At 70.9% G+C, this 18,688-nt stretch carries 16 protein-coding genes; 8 read left to right on the forward strand and 8 right to left on the reverse strand.

The window, feature by feature from the left end:
- Positions 1–219: 219 nt before the first annotated feature.
- The 4 genes from MMA15_RS25280 to MMA15_RS25290 all read right to left on the reverse strand — a co-directional run bounded on the left by MMA15_RS25280 (position 220) and on the right by MMA15_RS25290 (position 4,817).
- The gene (locus MMA15_RS25280; RefSeq protein ID WP_241062471.1) at positions 220–2,643 is read right to left on the reverse strand and encodes a Tex family protein; all 2,424 of its coding nucleotides are present in this window, start codon (positions 2,641–2,643) and stop codon (positions 220–222) included.
- A gap of 168 nt (positions 2,644–2,811) precedes the next feature.
- The gene (locus MMA15_RS28075; protein WP_277400556.1) at positions 2,812–2,937 is read right to left on the reverse strand and encodes an LPFR motif small protein; all 126 of its coding nucleotides are present in this window, start codon (positions 2,935–2,937) and stop codon (positions 2,812–2,814) included.
- Positions 2,938–3,015: 78 nt separating this feature from the next.
- On the reverse strand, positions 3,016–3,879 hold the full coding sequence (locus MMA15_RS25285; protein WP_241062472.1) for an SCO6745 family protein: 864 nt from the start codon (positions 3,877–3,879) through the stop codon (positions 3,016–3,018).
- 89 nt (positions 3,880–3,968) lie between these two features.
- Positions 3,969–4,817 carry an enoyl-CoA hydratase/isomerase family protein gene (locus MMA15_RS25290; protein ID WP_241062473.1) on the reverse strand — a complete coding sequence of 283 codons (849 nt, stop codon included), beginning with the start codon at positions 4,815–4,817 and terminating at the stop codon, positions 3,969–3,971.
- A 222-nt stretch (positions 4,818–5,039) separates the two neighbouring features.
- Here MMA15_RS25290 and MMA15_RS25295 point away from each other — a divergent pair, with 222 nt between their 5' ends.
- Positions 5,040–5,588 (forward strand): ATP-binding protein, encoded by a 549-nt coding sequence (locus MMA15_RS25295; RefSeq protein WP_308290629.1) that lies wholly within the window; start codon positions 5,040–5,042, stop codon positions 5,586–5,588.
- Here MMA15_RS25295 and idi read toward each other — a convergent pair.
- The 3 genes from idi to galE all read right to left on the reverse strand — a co-directional run bounded on the left by idi (position 5,563) and on the right by galE (position 8,537).
- The gene (idi, locus tag MMA15_RS25300; protein WP_241062475.1) at positions 5,563–6,123 is read right to left on the reverse strand and encodes an isopentenyl-diphosphate Delta-isomerase; all 561 of its coding nucleotides are present in this window, start codon (positions 6,121–6,123) and stop codon (positions 5,563–5,565) included. The genes MMA15_RS25295 and idi overlap by 26 nt on opposite strands.
- Before the next feature lie 97 nt (positions 6,124–6,220).
- The gene (locus MMA15_RS25305) at positions 6,221–7,156 is read right to left on the reverse strand and encodes a cation diffusion facilitator family transporter (RefSeq protein WP_241063483.1); all 936 of its coding nucleotides are present in this window, start codon (positions 7,154–7,156) and stop codon (positions 6,221–6,223) included.
- Positions 7,157–7,505: 349 nt separating this feature from the next.
- Entirely contained in the window at positions 7,506–8,537 is a 1,032-nt protein-coding gene (gene galE, locus MMA15_RS25310) for a UDP-glucose 4-epimerase GalE (protein WP_241062476.1), read from the reverse strand.
- Between the two features lie 410 nt (positions 8,538–8,947).
- Here galE and MMA15_RS25315 point away from each other — a divergent pair, with 410 nt between their 5' ends.
- From MMA15_RS25315 to MMA15_RS25345, 7 genes are all read left to right on the forward strand, one after another.
- Positions 8,948–10,888, forward strand: coding sequence for a DUF5941 domain-containing protein (locus MMA15_RS25315; RefSeq protein ID WP_241063484.1), 1,941 nt, complete (start codon positions 8,948–8,950; stop codon positions 10,886–10,888).
- A complete protein-coding gene (locus tag MMA15_RS25320; RefSeq protein WP_241062477.1) occupies positions 10,885–11,637 on the forward strand; it encodes a phosphocholine cytidylyltransferase family protein in 753 nt (250 codons plus the stop codon). Before MMA15_RS25315 ends, MMA15_RS25320 begins: the two co-directional genes overlap by 4 nt.
- Complete coding sequence (locus tag MMA15_RS25325) at positions 11,625–12,686, forward strand: iron-containing alcohol dehydrogenase family protein (RefSeq protein WP_241062478.1); 1,062 nt, start codon at positions 11,625–11,627, stop codon at positions 12,684–12,686. Before MMA15_RS25320 ends, MMA15_RS25325 begins: the two co-directional genes overlap by 13 nt.
- Complete coding sequence (locus MMA15_RS25330; protein ID WP_241062479.1) at positions 12,664–13,443, forward strand: CDP-alcohol phosphatidyltransferase family protein; 780 nt, start codon at positions 12,664–12,666, stop codon at positions 13,441–13,443. Before MMA15_RS25325 ends, MMA15_RS25330 begins: the two co-directional genes overlap by 23 nt.
- 14 nt (positions 13,444–13,457) lie before the next feature.
- Positions 13,458–14,378, forward strand: a complete 921-nt coding sequence (locus MMA15_RS25335) for a glycosyltransferase family 2 protein (protein ID WP_241062480.1) — start codon at positions 13,458–13,460, stop codon at positions 14,376–14,378.
- A 67-nt stretch (positions 14,379–14,445) separates the two neighbouring features.
- Entirely contained in the window at positions 14,446–15,387 is a 942-nt protein-coding gene (locus MMA15_RS25340) for an ABC transporter permease (RefSeq protein ID WP_241062481.1), read from the forward strand.
- Positions 15,374–16,207, forward strand: a complete 834-nt coding sequence (locus MMA15_RS25345; RefSeq protein WP_241062482.1) for an ABC transporter ATP-binding protein — start codon at positions 15,374–15,376, stop codon at positions 16,205–16,207. Before MMA15_RS25340 ends, MMA15_RS25345 begins: the two co-directional genes overlap by 14 nt.
- Positions 16,208–16,338: 131 nt before the next feature.
- On the opposite strand, the gene MMA15_RS25350 is transcribed toward MMA15_RS25345, so the two are convergent.
- Complete coding sequence (locus tag MMA15_RS25350; protein ID WP_241063486.1) at positions 16,339–18,633, reverse strand: MMPL family transporter; 2,295 nt, start codon at positions 18,631–18,633, stop codon at positions 16,339–16,341.
- Positions 18,634–18,688 lie beyond the last annotated feature (55 nt).

Consider the following 18,688-nt stretch of genomic DNA (forward strand, 5'->3'; position numbering starts at 1 on the left):
GCTCACCGAGCCTGAACTCGCGTCCGTGTGCGTCTGGTTGACGGTGGCGGCTCCGCGCGGCGGTTGCGGGCGTGCGCCGCCGTACCGAGCAGCCGGACGGCCTCCGCCACCACGCGTCAGACGAGCAAGCGGGCGGACCGCTCCCGCCGGAGCCGTCCGCCCGCCGTGTGCCCGTTCATGTGCGCGGCACGTCGCCGCCCTGACCGGACGGCCGGTCCCTCAGCGCTTCTTGCCGTCGCCGCCCAGCAGCCCCGCGCGGCGCAGCGCGTCCGCCATCTCGCTGTTGGCGGGAGCGGAGTCGCGGCGCTGCTGCCTGCCGCCGTTGCCGCCGCCCTGCTTGCGGCCGTCCCGTCGTCCGCCGTTCTGCCGCTGCCGTGGCGCACGGTCCGGGCCGCCGGAGCGCCTGCGGCCTTCGCCGCCACCGCCGCCCGAGCCCGATCCGCCGTCGCCCCCTGAGCCTGAGACGTCGTCGTCCAGCCGCATCGTCAGCGAGATCCGCTTCCGCGCGGCGTCGACCTCGCGGACCTTCACCTTCACGATGTCCCCGGGCTTGGCGACGTCCCTCGGGTCCTTCACGAACGTCCTCGACATCGCCGACACGTGCACGAGCCCGTCCTGGTGCACACCCACGTCCACGAAGGCGCCGAAAGCCGCGACGTTGGTGACGACGCCCTCCAGGACCATCCCCGGTTCGAGATCGGTGAGCTTCTCGACGCCTTCCTTGAACTCGGCCGTCCTGAACGCGGGACGCGGGTCCCGTCCGGGCTTCTCAAGCTCCCGCAGGATGTCCGTGACGGTCGGCAGCCCGAACGTGTCGTCCACGAACTGCTCGGCGTTCAGGGAGCGCAGCACCGCCGTGTTCCCGATCAGCGTGGGCACGTCGGTGCCCGCGGCGCGCACCATCGTGCGGACGACCGGATAGGACTCCGGGTGCACGCTGGAGGCGTCCAGGGGGTCCTCGCCGTCGCGGATGCGCAGAAAGCCCGCGCACTGCTCGTACGCCTTGGGCCCGAGCCGTGCCACGTCCTTCAGCTCGCGGCGGCTCTTGAACGGGCCGTGCCCGTCGCGGTGCGCCACGATGTTCTCGGCGAGCACCGAGCCGATGCCGGAGACGCGTGAAAGCAGCGGAGCCGAGGCCGTGTTGACGTCGACGCCGACGCCGTTGACGCAGTCCTCCACCACGGCGTCCAGCGAGCGCGACAGCTTCACCTCGGACAGATCGTGCTGGTACTGGCCGACGCCGATCGACTTCGGGTCGATCTTGACCAGTTCGGCGAGCGGGTCCTGGAGCCGCCGTGCGATGGAGACGGCGCCGCGCAACGAGACGTCCAGCTCGGGCAGTTCCTGGGAAGCGAAGGACGACGCCGAGTAGACCGACGCGCCCGCCTCCGAGACCGTCACCTTCGTGAGCTTCAACTCCGGCTGCCGCGCGATCAGTTCACCGGCGAGCTTGTCCGTCTCGCGAGAGGCGGTGCCGTTGCCGATGGCGATCAGCTCCACGGAGTGCTCACGCGCCAGCGCGGCCAGCTTCGCAAGCGACTCCTCCCACTGCTTCTGCGGCGCGTGCGGATACACGGTGTCGGTGGCGGCCACCTTGCCCGTCGCGTCCACGACGGCGACCTTCACGCCCGTACGCAGGCCGGGGTCGAGGCCGAGCGTGGGCCGGGTCCCCGCAGGCGCGGCCAGCAGCAGATCGCGCAGGTTGGACGCGAAGACCCCGACCGCCTCGTCCTCGGCGGCAGTACGCAGCCGCTGCCGCAGATCCAGACCGAGCCGCACCAGGATGCGGGTACGCCACGCCCAGCGCACCGTCTCCGCCAGCCAGCGGTCCGCGGGGCGGCCCTCGTCACGTACACCGAAGTGGTGCGCCACGGTGCGCTCGTAGGCGGTCGGGCCCGCTGCCTCCTGCTCGCCGGGCTCCTCCGGCTCCAGGGCCAGGTCGAGGACCTCCTCCTTCTCGCCGCGCAGCATGGCCAGCACCCGGTGGGAGGGCAGCTCGGTGAAGGACTCGGAGTAGTCGAAGTAGTCCTTGAACTTCGCGCCCTGCTCCTCCTTGCCCTCCCGCACCTTGGCGACGAGACGCCCCCGAAGCCACATGCGCTCACGCAGCTCACCGATGAGGTCGGCGTCCTCGCTGAAGCGCTCCGCGAGGATCGCGCGGGCGCCCTCCAGCGCCGCCGCGGCGTCCGCCACGCCCTTGTCGGCGTCGACGAACGCGGCCGCCGCGGCCTCCGGTTCGACGTTCGGATCGCCCAGCAGCCCGTCGGCGAGCGGTTCGAGCCCGGCCTCGCGGGCGATCTGCGCCTTGGTGCGCCGCTTCGGCTTGAACGGCAGATAGATGTCCTCAAGACGTGCCTTCGTCTCGGCCGTCCGGATCTGCTGTTCCAGCTTCGGGTCGAGCTTGCCCTGCGACCGTACGGATTCGAGGACAGCCTCGCGCCGCTCCTCCAACTCCCGCAGATAGCGCAGCCGTTCCTCCAGGGAACGAAGCTGCGCGTCGTCGAGCATCTCGGTCGCTTCCTTGCGGTAGCGAGCGATGAACGGCACGGTCGAACCGCCGTCGAGCAGCTCGACGGCGGCCTTGACCTGGCGCTCGAGTACGCCGAGTTCCTCGGCGATCCTGCCTTCGATGGTCGTCGTCACGATGGTTGGTCCGCCTTCTTGGTGCTGGGTGTCCCCGGTGAGCCTGCATTGTGGCAGGTGGCACCTTCGAGCGGAGGTACGGACCGGCTCGCGCGCCGTAGCCGTTCGGCGCGCGAACCGGTCCGCGGTCGCGTCTCCCCGTCCTCACACGGGGCGGCGCGGGGGAGTTCAGACCCTGCGGCCCGCCCGTGAGGCGCCGCCGAAGAGACGCGCCAGCAGGCGGAACGGCAGGGTCACTACGGTGGCGACGGCGCCCCCGATCATCCGGAGGCCGTCTGCGATTGCTCGGAACATGACGACCGGGTGACCGCCGCCGGTACGCCTAAACGGCAACACCCGCCGCGGACACGTCCGTACCGCCCGGACCTGCGCTCAGCCCTTGCCGAACAGATCCCCGGGGAAGGCGCCCGCGTTCGCGGCCGCAGCGGAGAAACCACCGGCCAGTTCGGTCAGCCGCTCCACTCCCTCCGCACCCAGGTACTCGTAGGGGCCGCGGTCGAGACGGTCGGTATTCTCCTCCAACTCCTTGCGCAGGGCGGTGCCTTCGGCGGTGAGTTCGCCGTCGGCGTCCAGCACGCCCCGCTCACGCAACCGCTCCTGGGCCGCCGTCCAGTCCTGCTGGTTGTAACCTCGGGTCGACAGAACCCACTTGGGCGCCATGCCGCGTCCGCTGGCGGTGTGGCTGACGAGCGCCTCCAGCGGGTCGAGACCGGCCGACTGGAGCACCGCTATGTGCGCGTCGCCGCGGTGCTCGCGCAGCAGCGTGGCCGCATGCCAGTACGCGAGGTGCGGGTCGTCCGGCACGGGCAGATCGGCGTTGGCCGCGTACAGCGGGCGCCCCGCCCGGGTGCACGCCTCGGCCGCCTTCAGCGCGAGCCCCGCCGCCTCGGCCATCTCCGGGGAGGAGACGGCCTCGTCGCCGAGCAGTTCGCGCAGCATCGTGTCGACCGCCCGCACCCGCGCGGCGAGCACCGTCGCGGGCGAGGCCGACTCCCATACGGCGGGCACGGAGCGCGCGACGAGGGCGTGGCTGAAGTTGTAGAAGGTCGCCGTCACGGTGCCGGCGCTGGCGGCGCCCAGCGGCGCGGCACGTCCGGCGAAGTAGACGGCGCTGCGGTCCTCGATGCCGTACGGGGCGAGTTCCTTGCCCAGCGCGGGGGAGAAGTAGACGGCCGAGTGGAGGGGGTTGACCATGTTGTGGCACCGGCGGGCGGCGCCTTCCGGGAGAGACGTCATGACCACACGTTACCGATAGGTAATCCGGCTGTCCCGGGCGCTCCCCGTCGCGATCCCGTCCCCGCTGCCCGTCGCACCGCCCGGCCCGTTCACGGCGTCCAGCGGAAGCACGGCGCGCGCCGCTCCAGGAATGCGGCCGCGCCCTCCGCCGCCTCGCCGCTCTCCGCGGCCACCCGCCGCCAGTGCTCGGTGCGTGACGCGCCGGGGGCCTCGGCACCGGTGAACTCCTTCGCCGCCGCCTGCGTGAGCTGCGAGCGTGCGACCAGCGTGCGTGCGAAGTCCGACACCCTCGCGTCCAGGTCCTCCTCGGGGTGCACCTCGTCCACCAGTCCGCTTCGCAGCGCGCGTTCGGCGTCGATCAACTCCCCCGAGAAAAGCAGGAACTTGGCGGTCGACGGGCCGACGAGCCGTACCAGCCGGCGCGTCGAGGACGCCGGATAGACGATGCCGAGCTTGGCGGGCGTCACCCCGAACAGCGCGTCCCGAGACGCGAACCGCAGATCGCACGCCGCCGCGAGCTGGGCGCCGCCTCCCACGCAGTGGCCCCGTACCGCTGCCAGCGTCGGCTTGGGGAAGGCGCTCAAGGCCTCCTCGGCGGCCACCGCGAGGGCCTGAGAGGACTCCACGGAGTCACGCAGCGTGGCGATGTCGGCGCCCGCGCAGAAGGTGTTCTCCGCGCCGGTGACGACGAGGACACGTACGGACGCGTCGTCCGCCAACCCGGCCAGCAGCCCCGGCAGTTCGCGCCACATGGCCTCCGTCATGGCGTTGCGTTTCGCCGGGTTGTGCAGGACGAGGGTGGTGACGCCGTCCTCGTGCCGGGTCAGCAGGACGGCCCGTGACCGTGCGGACTGCCGTGCCTGCTCGGCCTGTCGGGCGTCCGCCGCCTGCTGTGTCTCCTCCGGGTGCTCCGGCTGCGCGGGTTCTGCTCGCTCCATGTACGGATCGTAACCGGGCCATGGCCTATGCCTGCCGCAGCATGGATGCAAGCTCTGTCACAGGGCCGTCCCCTGCGTAAGTCTTCTGTCAAATGCCATCGATAAGTGCCGACTTGCGGTCAGTCGGCCGGACCTGACTTCCGGTAACCCAACACTCGATGCACGTACATCTGCAAGAACACTGCGATGCAAGAACACTCGGAGGAGATCGGGGTGCGGGAGATGGAGAGCCGCGGGAGTCATCCACCCGGGCCAGGGGGATGGTCCACGGTAGCGCTGTCGGCGCAGGAGCGGACCGAATCCCGCGTGCGCGAGGGGACTTGGCGCTTCACGGCCCCGGCGCTCGACTCCTCGGTGCCACGGCTCCGCAGAGCCGTGGACGATCTCGTCCGGCGCCAGGGCGCCGTGCCGGACGAGATCCTCCAGAATCTGCTGCTGATCCTCTCCGAACTGGCCACCAACGCCGTGAAGCACGCGGCGCTGCTGTCACCGGAGATCGGAGTGGAGGTGTCGCTGCGATACGGACGGCTGCGCGTCGCCGTGGAGGACAGCCATCCCTACCGGCCCAAGGCCCTGGACGCCGCTCCCGACGAGGAGCACATCGGCGGCCGGGGCCTTCTGCTCGTCAAGGTGATCACGGCCGAGTCGGGCGGGCGCTGCGACGTCGAACAGACCGGTGCGGGAGGGAAGGTGATCTGGGCCGAACTGCCGCTGCCCAGCGCGGACGGGGCGCTGCGCCCCGCGGTCACCAGCCCGACGCCCCTCCCGTGACCTCGCCGATCGCGGGCCGCGCGGCGTCGAGAACCGTCATGAACCAGGCGGAGAACGCCCCTTCGGCATGCCGCCGCTTCAGCTCGTCCGCGGTGACGAAGGCCGTCTCCGCGATCTCCTCAGGGTCGGGGCGCGGTTCACCGCGTACGAGGCCCGCGAAGAGGTGATTGAACTCCTGCTCCACCAGACCCGAGTCGGGGTCGGGGTGGTTGTAGCGGACCGTGCCCGCTTCACGCATCGAGAAGGGCGCGACGCCCAGCTCCTCGCTTACGCGCCGCGCGGCGGCGACGAAGGGCGCTTCCCCCGGAAAGGGGTGCCCGCAGCAGGTGTTGGACCACACACCGGGGGAGTGGTACTTGCCCAGCGCGCGACGCTGGAGCAGCAGCCGGCCCTCGTCGTCGAAGAGGAAGACCGAGAACGCCCGGTGCAGCCTGCCCGGTGCCACATGAGCGGAAAGCTTCTCCGCGGTGCCGATCGTCGTCCCGTCCTCATCGACCAGTTCGAGCATGATCGGTGCCGCCGAGCTGTTCGCCATGTTGCTCCCTCTGTCGGGCGTCCGGTGTCCATGTGCCCTCCGGCGTAAGGCGTTTGGGGCGCCCGCCGTCCGGCGATGTGTCCCAGTCTGCCGCAGATCAGTGGCACAACTTGGCTTCGTGGGCCGCATGTCCGCGCGGCTCGAGCTGGAACGTGCAGTGCTCCACGTCGAAGTGATCGCCGAGGCAGAGCTGAAGATCGTGCAGCACCCGCTCGTGTGCCACGGAGTCCAGCGTCGGCTGCGTGACCACCACATGCGCCGAGAGCACCGGCATGCCCGAAGTGATCGTCCACACATGCAGATCGTGCAGATCGACCACGCCCTCGACGGAGAGGATGTGCTCGCGCACCTCGGCCATGTCCACATCCCGCGGCGCGGCCTCCAGCAGTACGTCGATCGCCTCGCGGGCGAGCCGCAGCGTACGCGGGACGATCATCGCGCCGATGACGAGCGACGCCGCCGGGTCGGCGGCCTGCCAGCCGGTCGTGGCGATGATCGCCGCGGAGACGAGCACGGCCAGCGACCCCAGCGCATCCGCCAGCACCTCCAGGAAGGCGCCGCGTACGTTGAGGCTCTCGCGCCGCCCGCGCAGGAGCAGCGAGAGCGAAATGACGTTCGCCACGAGGCCGATGGCGCCGAAGAGCGCCATGAGGGGGCCGTCGGTCGGTGCCGGTCGGATGAAGCGCTCGACGGACTCGAAGAGGACGTAGCCGCCGACTCCCAGCAGCAGAAGGCAGTTGGCGAGCGCGGCGAGGATCTCCGCGCGGGCGAAGCCGTAGGTGCGCCGCTCGCTCGACGGCCGGTTGGCGAAGTGGATGGCCAGAAGGGCCATGCCGAGGCCGAGGGCGTCCGTCGCCACATGGCCCGCGTCGGCGAGCAGTGCGAGCGAATCGGCCAGCAGTCCGCCGATGATCTGGGTGACCAGCACGGAGAGCGTGATGAACAGCGCGACCCGCAGCCGCTTGCGGTACGCGGCGGCGGCCGTGCCGCCCGCTGCCGGAGCGGGCCCTCCGTGAGCGTGCCCAGCGCCCATCGCTGCGAGCCTCCGCTCGTCGGTCCTGTGCGTCACGCGCCTGTCGGTGGCAAGTCAACTACGCCGGACGGGCAGGTGCAACGCGACGCTGAACACCGTTGTCATGTGCCGTGACCTGCGATTTCGAGGGCGACCGCCGCGGTCTTACGATCATGGCCGGGAGCAGGCGGCCGGTCCGGCCGCCTGCCAGCCGAAGGCGCGCGGCGCCCTCCCGGGGCCGTGATGCCGGAGCGGACCCGTCCTTGTCAGGGTCCGTATCCGGGTGCGCATCGGGGCCGAAGTCCGGCCGGTCTCCCCATCGGTGCATCGGTGTGCGAGCCCGGCGCGGACGCATCCCGCGAGCGCCGGGTCAGCGCGCTTCCGGATGCCGCAGACACCAGCCCTCCCAGGCGGAGGAGATCATGTCCCGCACGCTGTGCCGCGCCGTCCAGCCCAGCTCCTTCTCCGCCAGCTCCGCCGAGGCGACCACGCGTGCCGGGTCGCCGGGCCGACGGGGCGCGACCTTCGCGGCGGGCTCGCGCCTGCCCGTGATCTCGGCGACGAGATCCGCCATCTCCCGTACGGAAAGGCCCCTGCCCGTACCGATGTTCACGGTCAGGTCGCCCCCGCCGGTGCCCGACGGGGCGCCGCCGTCGGAGCCGCCCACGGACGCGGCCAGTCTGCGGGCCGCGGCCAGATGCGCCTCGGCCAGGTCCTGTACGTGGATGTAGTCCCGCACGCAGGTGCCGTCCTGCGTCGGATAGTCGTCACCGAAGATCAACGGCGCCTCGCCGCGGGTGAGCGCGTCGAAGAACATCGGCACGATGTTGAAGACCCCGGTGTCCGCCAGCCGCGGCTCGGCCGCCCCCGCGACGTTGAAGTACCGCAGGCAGGCCGTCGCCACGCCCTCGGCACCGCCGACGGCACGCACCAGCCACTCTCCGGTGAGCTTCGTCTCACCGTAGGGATTCATCGGCACACACGGGGTCCCCTCGGTGACGAGGTCGACGTCGGGAGTGCCGTAGACCGCCGCGGAGGAGGAGAAGACGAAGCGGCGCACGCCCGCGGCCACGACGGCCTCCAGCAGCACCGTCAGCCCGTGCACGTTCTCCCGGTAGTAGCGCAGCGGCTGCTCGACGGACTCACCGACCTGCTTGCGGGCGGCGAGATGCACCACGCCCGTCACCCCGTGCTCGGCGAACGTACGGTCCAGCAGCGCGCGGTCCAGGACCGAGCCGTGCACCAGCACCGGCTGCCCGGCGGGCCCCGCCAATCCGTCCAGGCGCTCGGGCACCCCCGCCGAGAGGTCGTCCAGAACGACCACCCGCTCACCGGCCTCCGCCATCGTCCGCGCGACGTGCGCCCCGATGTATCCCGCCCCGCCTGTGATCAACCACGTCATGCCCGGAAGCCTATCCGCCGCCCCTGCGGGCCCCTCCGGGCACGGAAGCCGCCTGCCCCACGCCTTCGCGGCCGTAGCGCTACGGGCCTCCGGCGCCGTCACCCGAACGTGTAAGCGCGGGCACATGCGCACCGGCCCTCGTCCCAGGTCCCGGCGGTGCCATGGCGGGAACCGATGCCGGAAGCGGCGCCGCCGGCCCGCATTTGGCGCTCCGTCCAAGATCGACCATGCTGTGCGGCGGCAGTGCAACGCCCGTCCGGTGAACGCGCGATGAAGGCCCGGCTGTTCGATCCGATAGCCTCTGCCGACGCGCCGCCCGCCGACGGACGGGCCATGCGCGCCCTGCCCGCTGCCCGGCCGCCGCCCCGGCCGGAAGTCGCGCTGTGCCAGCGTCCAAGGAGTGAGTTCGACTGTCGACCGCAATCCTCACCGGTCCGCCGGTCGCGGGGTCGCCGCTGGAGAGCGACCTGCGGTCGCTGGGGTTCGACGTACGCGTCGCCGCCGAACCGGGCCAGGTGTCCGCGGAAGTGGCCGCCGCCCCTGCCGGTGAGCGGATCGCCCTCGTCGACCCGCACTTCACCGGTCACGTACACGCCCTGCGGCTCGCGCTGACCGACCCGCGCTTCGCGGCAGGCGCCGTCGAGGGCGCGCTGTCGGTGCAGCCGCAGGCGCGCGGCGCGCTCACCCGCGCCCTGCACGAGACGGGCGCCGCGGACCACGCCCGTACGGCCGCCGAAACCGCGGGAGCGGCGGTGGACGCGGGCCGTTCCTCCGGTGACGAGGGCCAGGTCACCGCACCGCCGCGCACCCTGCCCGACGCCGTCGCCGCCGCCCTCGAAGCGGACGAAGTCGCAGTGCACCGCCCGGAGTTGGGCCCGCTCGTCGCGTCCGTCCCCACCGGCGAGGAGGCACGCGCCGCCGCACGTGAGGCAGTCGGCGCCGTCGACGACGAGGCCGTGCGCCTGCGCAACGCGGTCAAGGCCCGCGACGGCTTCTTCACCACGTTCTGCGTCAGCCCCTACTCCCGCTACATCGCCCGCTGGTGCGCCCGCCGTGGCCTGACTCCCAACCAGGTCACCACCGCGTCCCTGGTCACCGCGCTGATCGCCGCCGCCTGCGCGGCCACGGGCACCCGTCCGGGGTTCGTCGTCGCCGGCGTACTGCTGATCGCCTCCTTCGTGCTGGACGCGACCGACGGACAGCTCGCCCGCTACGACCTCCAGTACTCCACCCTCGGCGCCTGGCTCGACGCCACCTTCGACCGCGCCAAGGAGTACGCCTACTACGCAGGGCTCGCCCTCGGCGCCTCACGCGGCGGCGACGACGTATGGGCGCTGGCGCTCGGCGCGATGGTCCTTCAGACCGTCCGGCACGTCGTCGACTTCTCCTTCAACGAGGCCAACCACGACGTCACCGCCAACACCAGCCCCACCGCGGCGCTCTCCAGCCGCCTCGACAGCGTCGGCTGGACGGTCTGGCTGCGCCGCATGATCATCCTGCCCATCGGTGAACGCTGGGCGCTCATCGCGGTGTTGACCGCCGCCACCACACCCCGCATCACCTTCGTGGTGCTGCTGATCGGATGCGCCCTCGCCGCCTGCTACACCACCGCGGGCCGCGTGCTGCGCTCCCTCACACGAAGGGCGAACCGCACCGACCGCGCCGCCCTCGCGCTCGCCGAACTCGCCGACGGCGGACCGCCGGCCGAGGCCTTCGCCTCGTTCGCCCGCCGCGCCCGGGTGCGCCTGCCCGGATTCGGGTCCCCCGCCGTGGCGCTTGTGGGCACCGCCGTGCTTCTCGCCTGCGCCCTGTGGACGCCGCAGGGCAGCGTCTGGACCCCTCTGGCCGCCCTCCTCTACGCCCTGACCTCGGGCCTCGCCGTCTGCGTACCGCTGCGGGGCGCACTGGACTGGCTCGCGCCGCCCCTGTTCCGTACCGCCGAATACGTGCTCGTGCTCGTCCTCGCGGTACGCGCGGACCAATCAGGGGTGAACGGCGCGCTGCCCGCCGCTTTCGGCCTGGTGGCGGCGGTCGCCTACCATCACTACGACACGGTGTACCGCATTCGCGGCGGCACCGGCGCGCCTCCGCACTGGCTTGTCCGTGCGACCGGGGGTCACGAAGGACGAGCCCTGGTCGTAGCCGTCGCAGCGGCCCTGTGGGCCGACGGCCACGGCACGGACCGGGCGGGGCAGGGACAGGTTTTGGGCCAGGAACTGGGCCAAGGTTTCACCATCGCGCTGACCACGCTCGCTGTGGCCATCGCGGCAGTGGTGCTCGTCGAGAGCATCCGCTTCTGGGTGTCCTCCAAAGCACCCGCCGTACACGACGAAACAGGAGAACCCGCATGATCGGCCTCGTGCTGGCCGCCGGCGCCGGACGGCGTCTGCGTCCCTACACCGACACCCTCCCCAAGGCGCTCGTGCCGGTGGGCCCCGAGGGCGACGAGGAGTCCCAGACCGTCCTCGACATCGCCCTCGCCAACTTCGCCGCCGTCGGGCTCACCGACGTCGCCGTCGTCGTCGGCTACCGCAAGGAGGCCGTGTACGAGCGCAAGGAGGCCCTGGAGAAGAAGCACGGCGTCAAGCTCACCCTCGTCGACAACGACAAGGCCGAGGAGTGGAACAACGCCTACTCCCTCTACTGCGCCCGCGACGTCATCAAGCAGGGCGCCCTCCTCGCCAACGGCGACACCGTCCACCCCGTCTCCGTCGAGAAGACCCTCCTCGACGCCCGCGGCGACGGCCAGAAGATCATCCTCGCCCTCGACACGGTCAAGCACCTCGACGAGGAGGAGATGAAGGTCGTCACCGACCCGGAGAAGGGCGTCCAGCAGATCACCAAGCTGATGGACCCCTCCACCGCCAGCGGCGAGTACATCGGCCTCACCCTCATCGAGCCCGAGGCGGCCGAGGAGCTGGCCGACGCCCTGAAGACCACCTTCGAGCGCGACCCGCAGCTCTACTACGAGGACGGCTACCAGGAGCTGGTCAACCGCGGCTTCAAGATCGACGTGGCCCCCATCGGCGACGTTCAGTGGGTCGAGATCGACAACCACGACGACCTCGCAAAGGGCAGGGAGATCGCATGCCGGTACTGACCCGCCTCATCCCGTCGCCCGTCGTCGTCGACATCAGCCGCGGCGCCCTGGACGACCTGGCGGGCCTGCTGGCCGATCAGCGGATCTCCTCCAACGGCAAGCTCGCCTTCGCCATCAGCGGTGGCTCGGGCGCGGCTCTGCGTGAGCGCTTCGCCCCCGCCCTCCCCAGCGCGGACTGGTACGAGGTCGGCGGCGGCACCATCGACGACGCCATCAAGCTCGCCGACTCCATGAAGTCCGGGCGCTACGACGCGGTCGTGGGCCTGGGCGGCGGCAAGATCATCGACTGTGCGAAGTTCGCCGCGGCGCGCATCGGCCTGCCGCTGGTCGCCGTGGCCACCAACCTCAGCCATGACGGCCTGTGTTCGCCGGTCGCCACGCTCGACAACGACGCGGGCCGCGGCTCCTACGGCGTGCCCAATCCGATCGCCGTCGTCATCGACCTCGACGTCATCAGGGAGGCGCCGGCCCGGTTCGTACGCTCCGGGATCGGCGACGCCATCTCCAACATCTCCGCCGTACGGGACTGGGAGCTGGCCCACACCGTGCGCGGCGAGGACATCGACGGCCTCGCCGCCGCCATGGCCCGCCAGGCCGGGGAGGCCGTGCTGCGGCACCCCGGCGGGGTCGGCGACGACGCCTTCCTCCAAGTGCTCGCCGAGGGACTGGTGCTGACCGGCATCTCCATGTCGGTCGCCGGTGACAGCCGCCCCGCCTCGGGGGCCTGCCACGAGATCAACCACGCCTTCGACCTGCTCTACCCCAAGCGCGCCGCCAGCCACGGCGAACAGTGCGGTCTGGGGGCGGCGTTCGCCACGTTCCTGCGGGGCGACCGGGAGATGTCGATGCTGATGGTCGAGGTGCTGCGGCGCCACGGCCTTCCCGTATTGCCTCACGAAATCGGCTTCGACGAGGACGAGTTCGTGAAAGTGGTCGAATACGCCCCGGACACCCGGCCCGGGCGGTACACCATTCTCGAACACCTCGACCTGTCCGCCGACCAGATCAGGGACGCATACCGCGACTATGCACAAGCCATCAGTAGCTGAACTCCGCCCGGTCGTACATCCCGAGGGAGTGAAGGACCGGCGCAGCGGTGAGCACTGGGCGGGGCGGCTCTACATGCGCGAGGTGTCCCTGCGCATCGACCGGCACCTGGTGAACACGCGGGTCACGCCCAATCAGCTCACGTACCTGATGACTGTCGCCGGTTTCCTCGCCGCCCCGGCACTGCTGGTGCCGGGGATCGGCGGGGCTGTACTCGGCGCGGTGATGGTCCAGCTCTATCTGCTCCTGGACTGCGTGGACGGCGAACTGGCGCGCTGGAAGAAGCAGTACTCCCTCGGCGGCGTGTATCTGGACCGAGTCGGTGCCTATCTGTGCGACGCCGCCGTCCTGCTGGGCCTCGGCCTGCGCGCCGCCGACCTGTGGGGCGGCGGCCGGATCGACTGGCTGTGGGCCTTCCTGGGCACCCTCGCCGCGCTCGGCGCCGTACTGATCAAGGCGGAGACCGACCTGGTGGGCGTGGCACGCCACCAGAACGGGCTGCCGCCCGTGAAGGAGGCCGCGAGCGAGCCGCGTTCGTCAGGTGTGGCGCTGTTGCGCAAGGCCGCGGCGGCGCTGAGGTTCCACCGGCTCATACTCGGGATCGAGGCGTCACTGCTGATCGTCCTCCTGGCGGTCCTGGACCAGATCAGAGGCGACCTCTTCTTCACCAGGCTCGGAGTGGCCGTGCTCGCGGGCATCGCCGTCGTCCAGACGCTGCTGCATCTGGTGTCCATCCTCGCCTCCAGCAGGCTCAAGTGACGGAGGGAGCCCTCATGCCGCAGCAGAGCCCCCAGCAGAGCCCCGGGCGTTCCGCGCAGACGCCGAGGCTGGGCGCCGTCGTGCTGACGATGGGCAACCGCCCCGAGGAACTGCGTGCGCTGCTCGACTCCGTCGCCAAGCAGGACGGCGACCGGATCGAGACCGTCGTGGTCGGTAACGGCGCGCCGCTGCCCGAGTTGCCGGAAGGTGTACGGACGGTCGAGCTTCCGGAAAATCTCGGCATCCCCGGAGGCCGCAACGTGGGCATCGAGGCGTTCGGCCCCTCCGGCGCGGACGTCGACGCCCTGCTCTTCCTCGACGACGACGGCCTGCTCCCGGAGACGGACACCGCCGAACTCGTACGCGAGGCATTCGCCGCCGACCCCACCCTGGGAATCATCAGCTTCCGCATCGCCGACCCCGACACGGGCGAGACCCAGCGCCGCCATGTGCCGAGGCTGCGCGCCGCCGATCCGATGCGCTCCTCCCGGGTCACCACCTTCCTCGGTGGCGCAAACGCCGTACGTACGAAGGTCATCGCCGAAGTCGGCGGACTCCCGGACGAGTTCTTCTACGCACATGAGGAGACGGACCTGGCCTGGCGGGCCCTGGACGCGGGCTGGTCGATCGACTACCGCGCCGACATGGTGCTGCACCACCCCACCACCGCCCCCAGCCGTCACGCGGTCTACCACCGCATGGTCGCCCGTAACCGGGTCTGGCTCGCCCGCCGCAACCTGCCCGCCCCCCTGATCCCCGTCTACCTCGGCGTCTGGCTGCTCCTCACCCTCGCCCGCCGCCCCTCGCGCCCGGCGCTTCGCGCGTGGCTCGGCGGATTCAGGGAGGGGTGGGCCAAACCGTGCGGCGCCCGCAGGCCCATGCGGTGGCGTACGGTGTGGCGCCTGACCCGACTAGGTCGCCCGCCGGTGATCTGACAAGCTCGTCTCCAGCACCACCATTTCCCCCTGTTCCGCTTCGCGTGTGAGGACGAAAGTTTCCAACGTGACCGAGACAACGCACGGCGGTGCGGTGGGCGTGAAGCCCCCGCCCACACCGGATGACCGTTTGTCCCCGGCCGAGCTCGCGGCCAAGTACGGCTTGTCGGTGAGCGGGGCGCGCCCCTCGCTGCCGGAGTACGTAAGGCAGTTGTGGGCCCGGCGCCACTTCATCCTCGCCTTCTCGCGGGCGAAGCTCACCGCGCAGTACAGCCAGGCGAAGCTGGGCCAGCTCTGGCAGGTGGTGACGCCGCTGCTGAACGCCGCCGTCTACTTCTTCATCTTCGGCGTGATCATGGGCGGCCGTAACGGCATCCCCGGCGGCCAGGGCAACTACGTGCCCTTCCTGGTGACGGGCGTGTTCGTCTTCACCTTCACCCAGACCTCCGTGCTCAACGGCGTCCGTGCGATCTCCGGCAATCTCGGGCTGGTCCGCGCGCTGCACTTCCCGCGGGCGTCGCTGCCGATCTCCATCTCGCTCCAGCAGTTGCAGCAACTGCTGTACTCGATGATCGTGCTCGTGCTGATCCTGGTCGGATTCGGTCATTTCCCCGCCTGGTCCTGGCTGTTGATCGCGCCGGCGCTCGTCTGCCAGTTCCTCTTCAACACCGGCCTGGCGCTGATCATGGCGAGGCTCGGCAGCAAGACCCCCGACCTGGCGCAGCTCATGCCGTTCATCACGCGGACCTGGCTGTACGCGTCGGGCGTGATGTTCTTCCTGCCGTACCAGCTCTCGAAGATCGACGCCCCGACGTGGGTGGTCGACCTGCTCCAGGCCAACCCGGCCGCGGTGTACATGGATCTGATCCGGTTCGCGTTCATCGACGGCTATCCGGCCTCCTCCCTGCCGCCGCACGTCTGGTCGCTGGCGCTCGGCTGGGGCCTGCTCGCGGGCATCGGCGGATTTGTTTTCTTCTGGAAGTCGGAGGAGCGTTATGGCCGTGGCTGAGGACACCCAGGAGGAGACGAAGACGGTCCAGGAGCAGGCGAGCCCTGCCCGGCAGGAGCCGTGGATCCCCACCGTCATCGCCGAGGACCTGCACATCGTCTACCGCGTCTACGGCGGCGCGAAGGGCAAGGGCAGCGCGACCGCGGCGCTGAACCGCATCATCCGCCGCAAGCCGGGCGGCGGCAGCGTCCGCGAGGTGCACGCGGTCAGGGGCGTCAGCTTCACCGCCTACCGCGGCCAGGCCATCGGACTCATCGGCTCCAACGGCTCCGGCAAGTCGACGCTGCTGCGCGCCATCGCGGGTCTGCTGCCCGCCGAGAGCGGATGCGTCTACACCAACGGCCAGCCGTCGCTGCTGGGCGTCAACGCGGCGCTGATGAACGACCTCACTGGCGAGCGGAACGTCGTGCTCGGCGGGCTCGCGATGGGAATGTCGCGCGACCAGATCGCCGAGCGCTACCAGGGCATCGTCGACTTCTCCGGCATCAACGAGAAGGGCGACTTCATCACGCTCCCGATGCGCACCTACTCCTCCGGCATGGCGGCACGGCTGCGCTTCTCCATCGCCGCCGCGAAGGACCACGACGTGCTGATGATCGACGAGGCGCTGGCGACGGGCGACAAGAAGTTCCAGCGGCGCTCCGAGCAGCGGGTGCGCGAACTGCGCGAGGAGGCCGGCACTGTCTTCCTCGTGAGCCACAACAACAAGTCGATCCGCGACACCTGCGAGCGGACGCTGTGGCTGGAGAAGGGCGAGCTGGTGCACGACGGCCCGACTGACGAAGTGCTCAAGGAGTACGAGAAGTTCACGGGCAAGTAGCGCCCTGCGTGCACCTGCCGCGCACGCGAAACGAAGGCGGCGGCTGATCCGGACCCCCGAGTACCGGATCAGCCGCCGCTGTCGTGTGCGCCCCCGGCTCGGGGCGCCCGCGTCGCCGGATCTGCGTCGCGTCAGACGCCCGCGCCCGTGGGCGCCTGCGCCTCTCCTTGCGTCTCTCCCCGCGGCCGCTGTTCCCGCGCTTTTCCGGCTTCAGGCTGCTGCGAGTCGTAGCGTCCGGGCTCGGTGCCCGGCCGCCCGCCCGACTCCTCCAGACCGACCCTGCCGTGCAGCCTCCGCAGCACACGCGGCGCGTACCAGGCACCGCGTCCCAGCAGCCGCATCGCCGCCGGTACGAGCACACCGCGTACGGCGACCGCGTCGATCAGGATCGCCAGCCCGCTGCCCAGCCCGAACATCTGGAGGAAGCTGATCTCGCTGGTCGCGAAGGCGAAGAAGCTCACCGCCAGCAGGCCCGCCGCCATCGTCACGATGCGTCCGGTGCGCGACAGTCCCCGGGTGACGGCCGTTGCGTTGTCGGCGCCGCCGTCGTGCAGTTCCTTGATGCGGCTGGTGACGAACACCTCGTAGTCCATGGAGAGTCCGAAGACGATGCAGAACATCAGCACCGTCATCGAGGTGTCCATGGGCATCTCCGTGAAGCCCAGCACCGACGACAGATGCCCCTCCTGGAAGATCCACACCATCGCGCCGATGGACGCCGTAAGGCTCACCGCGTTCAGCACCAGCGCCCTCAGCGGCTGTAGGACGCTGCCCGTGAAGAGGAAGAGCAGCACGAAGGTGCTCCCTACGACCATCCCGATCGCCCCCGGCAGCCGGTCGCCGATCGACGCCTTGGTGTCGACGAGCTGTGCGTCGCGCCCGCCCACCAGGGCCTCGCCGGTGCCCGGCGCCTCCAGGTCGCGGACCTCGCGGACCACGTCCTGACGCTCCTCCGCCGTCGAGCCCGCCTCCGGTACGACGTTGATCAGCTCGGCGTCCGCTGTGCCCAGCGCGGCCTGTGCCCGCCCTGCCGGAGCGGCCTTTCCGTCCACGTGTAGGCCGCTGCTCGCCTCGACCCGGGCCACGCCGTCGAGACGCGATATCCGCCCCGCGTATGCGTCGAGTGCGTCCCTCGGCACTCCCGCCGTGGTGACGACCTGCGCCGCCTCCGTGGAACTGCCGGGGAACTCCTTCTCCAGCACGCTGCTGACCTGCCTGCTCTGTGCGTCCTCCGGAAGCACGCGCTCGTCCGGCATCCCGAAGCGCGCCCCCAGCAGCGGGCTCGCCGCCAGCAGCAGCACCGCGAGTACGGGCAGCGCCGTGAGCACGGGACGGCGCATGACCGTGCGTGCGAGCCGCCCCCACACCGGTGCGTCCGGACGCCGTACGGCCTCGGCCCACGGCAGCCGCCCCTTGTTCACCCGGTGTCCCAGCACCGCCAGCAGCGCCGGTACGACGATCAGCGCCGCGAGCGCCGCAATGGCCACGACCCCGATCCCCGCGTAGGCGAACGACCGCAGGAAGAAGGGCGGGAAGAGCAGCAGGGCCGCCAGCGCTGCGACGACCGTGGCCGCCGAGAAGGCGATCGTGCGCCCGGCCGTCGTCACCGTCGTACGCAGCGCGTCCCCGACCTCGTCGCCCTCCGAGAGCCGCTCACGGAAGCGGCTGACGATCAGCAGGCCGTAGTCGATGCCGAGGCCGAGCCCCAGGGCGGTGGTGAGGTTGACCGAGAACACCGAGACATCGGTGATGCTGCCGAGCACGAACAACTCCGCGAAGGTGCCGAGGATCGCGATCAGCCCGATCGCGAGCGGCAGCAGCGCGGCCACGAAGCTGCCGAAGGCGACGACGAGCAGCACCAGCGTCAGCGGCACCGCGATGGATTCGGCCACCGCCAGGTCCTTGGAGACCTGCCCGGAGATGTCGTTGTTGAGCGCGGCGCCGCCGCCCGCCCGCACCTCGACCGGGCCCTGGTCGCCGCTCCACTCGTCGGTGATCTCCTCGGTGCGGTCGGCGACTTGGCTGCTGTCGCCCTTCACATGGGCCAGTACGAGCGCCTGCGAGCCGTCCCGTGAGGTGAGCGCGGAGCCGCCCGCGTCCCAGTAGGAGGAGACATGGGAGACCTGCTCCGACTCCCGCAGCTCCTTCGTGAGTTTCTCCCCGGCCTCGCGCACCGGGGCCGACTTCAGGCTCGCGCTGCCGCCGTCGGCGCGCACGAGCAGTACGAGGTTGTCCTCGCCGCCGAACTTGTCGGCGATGAGAGTGCGTGCGCGGCTCGACGGTGCGTCGGGGTCCTCGAAGCCGCCCGCCTGGAGCTTGCCGAAGGCCCCGAATCCGACGGCTCCCATGGCCACCACGGCTATGAGGCTGAGTACGAGCAGAGCACGCGGCCGGTGCAGGGCCAGCTCCGCGATTCTTCGTAGCACTGTCTTCGTCCCCCCCATGAGGCATCGATGCGCCGATGTTTACGGCGTAAACTTG

The sequence above is a fragment of the Streptomyces marispadix genome (assembly GCF_022524345.1).
In the GTDB taxonomy this organism is placed as follows: Bacteria; Actinomycetota; Actinomycetes; order Streptomycetales; family Streptomycetaceae; genus Streptomyces; species Streptomyces marispadix.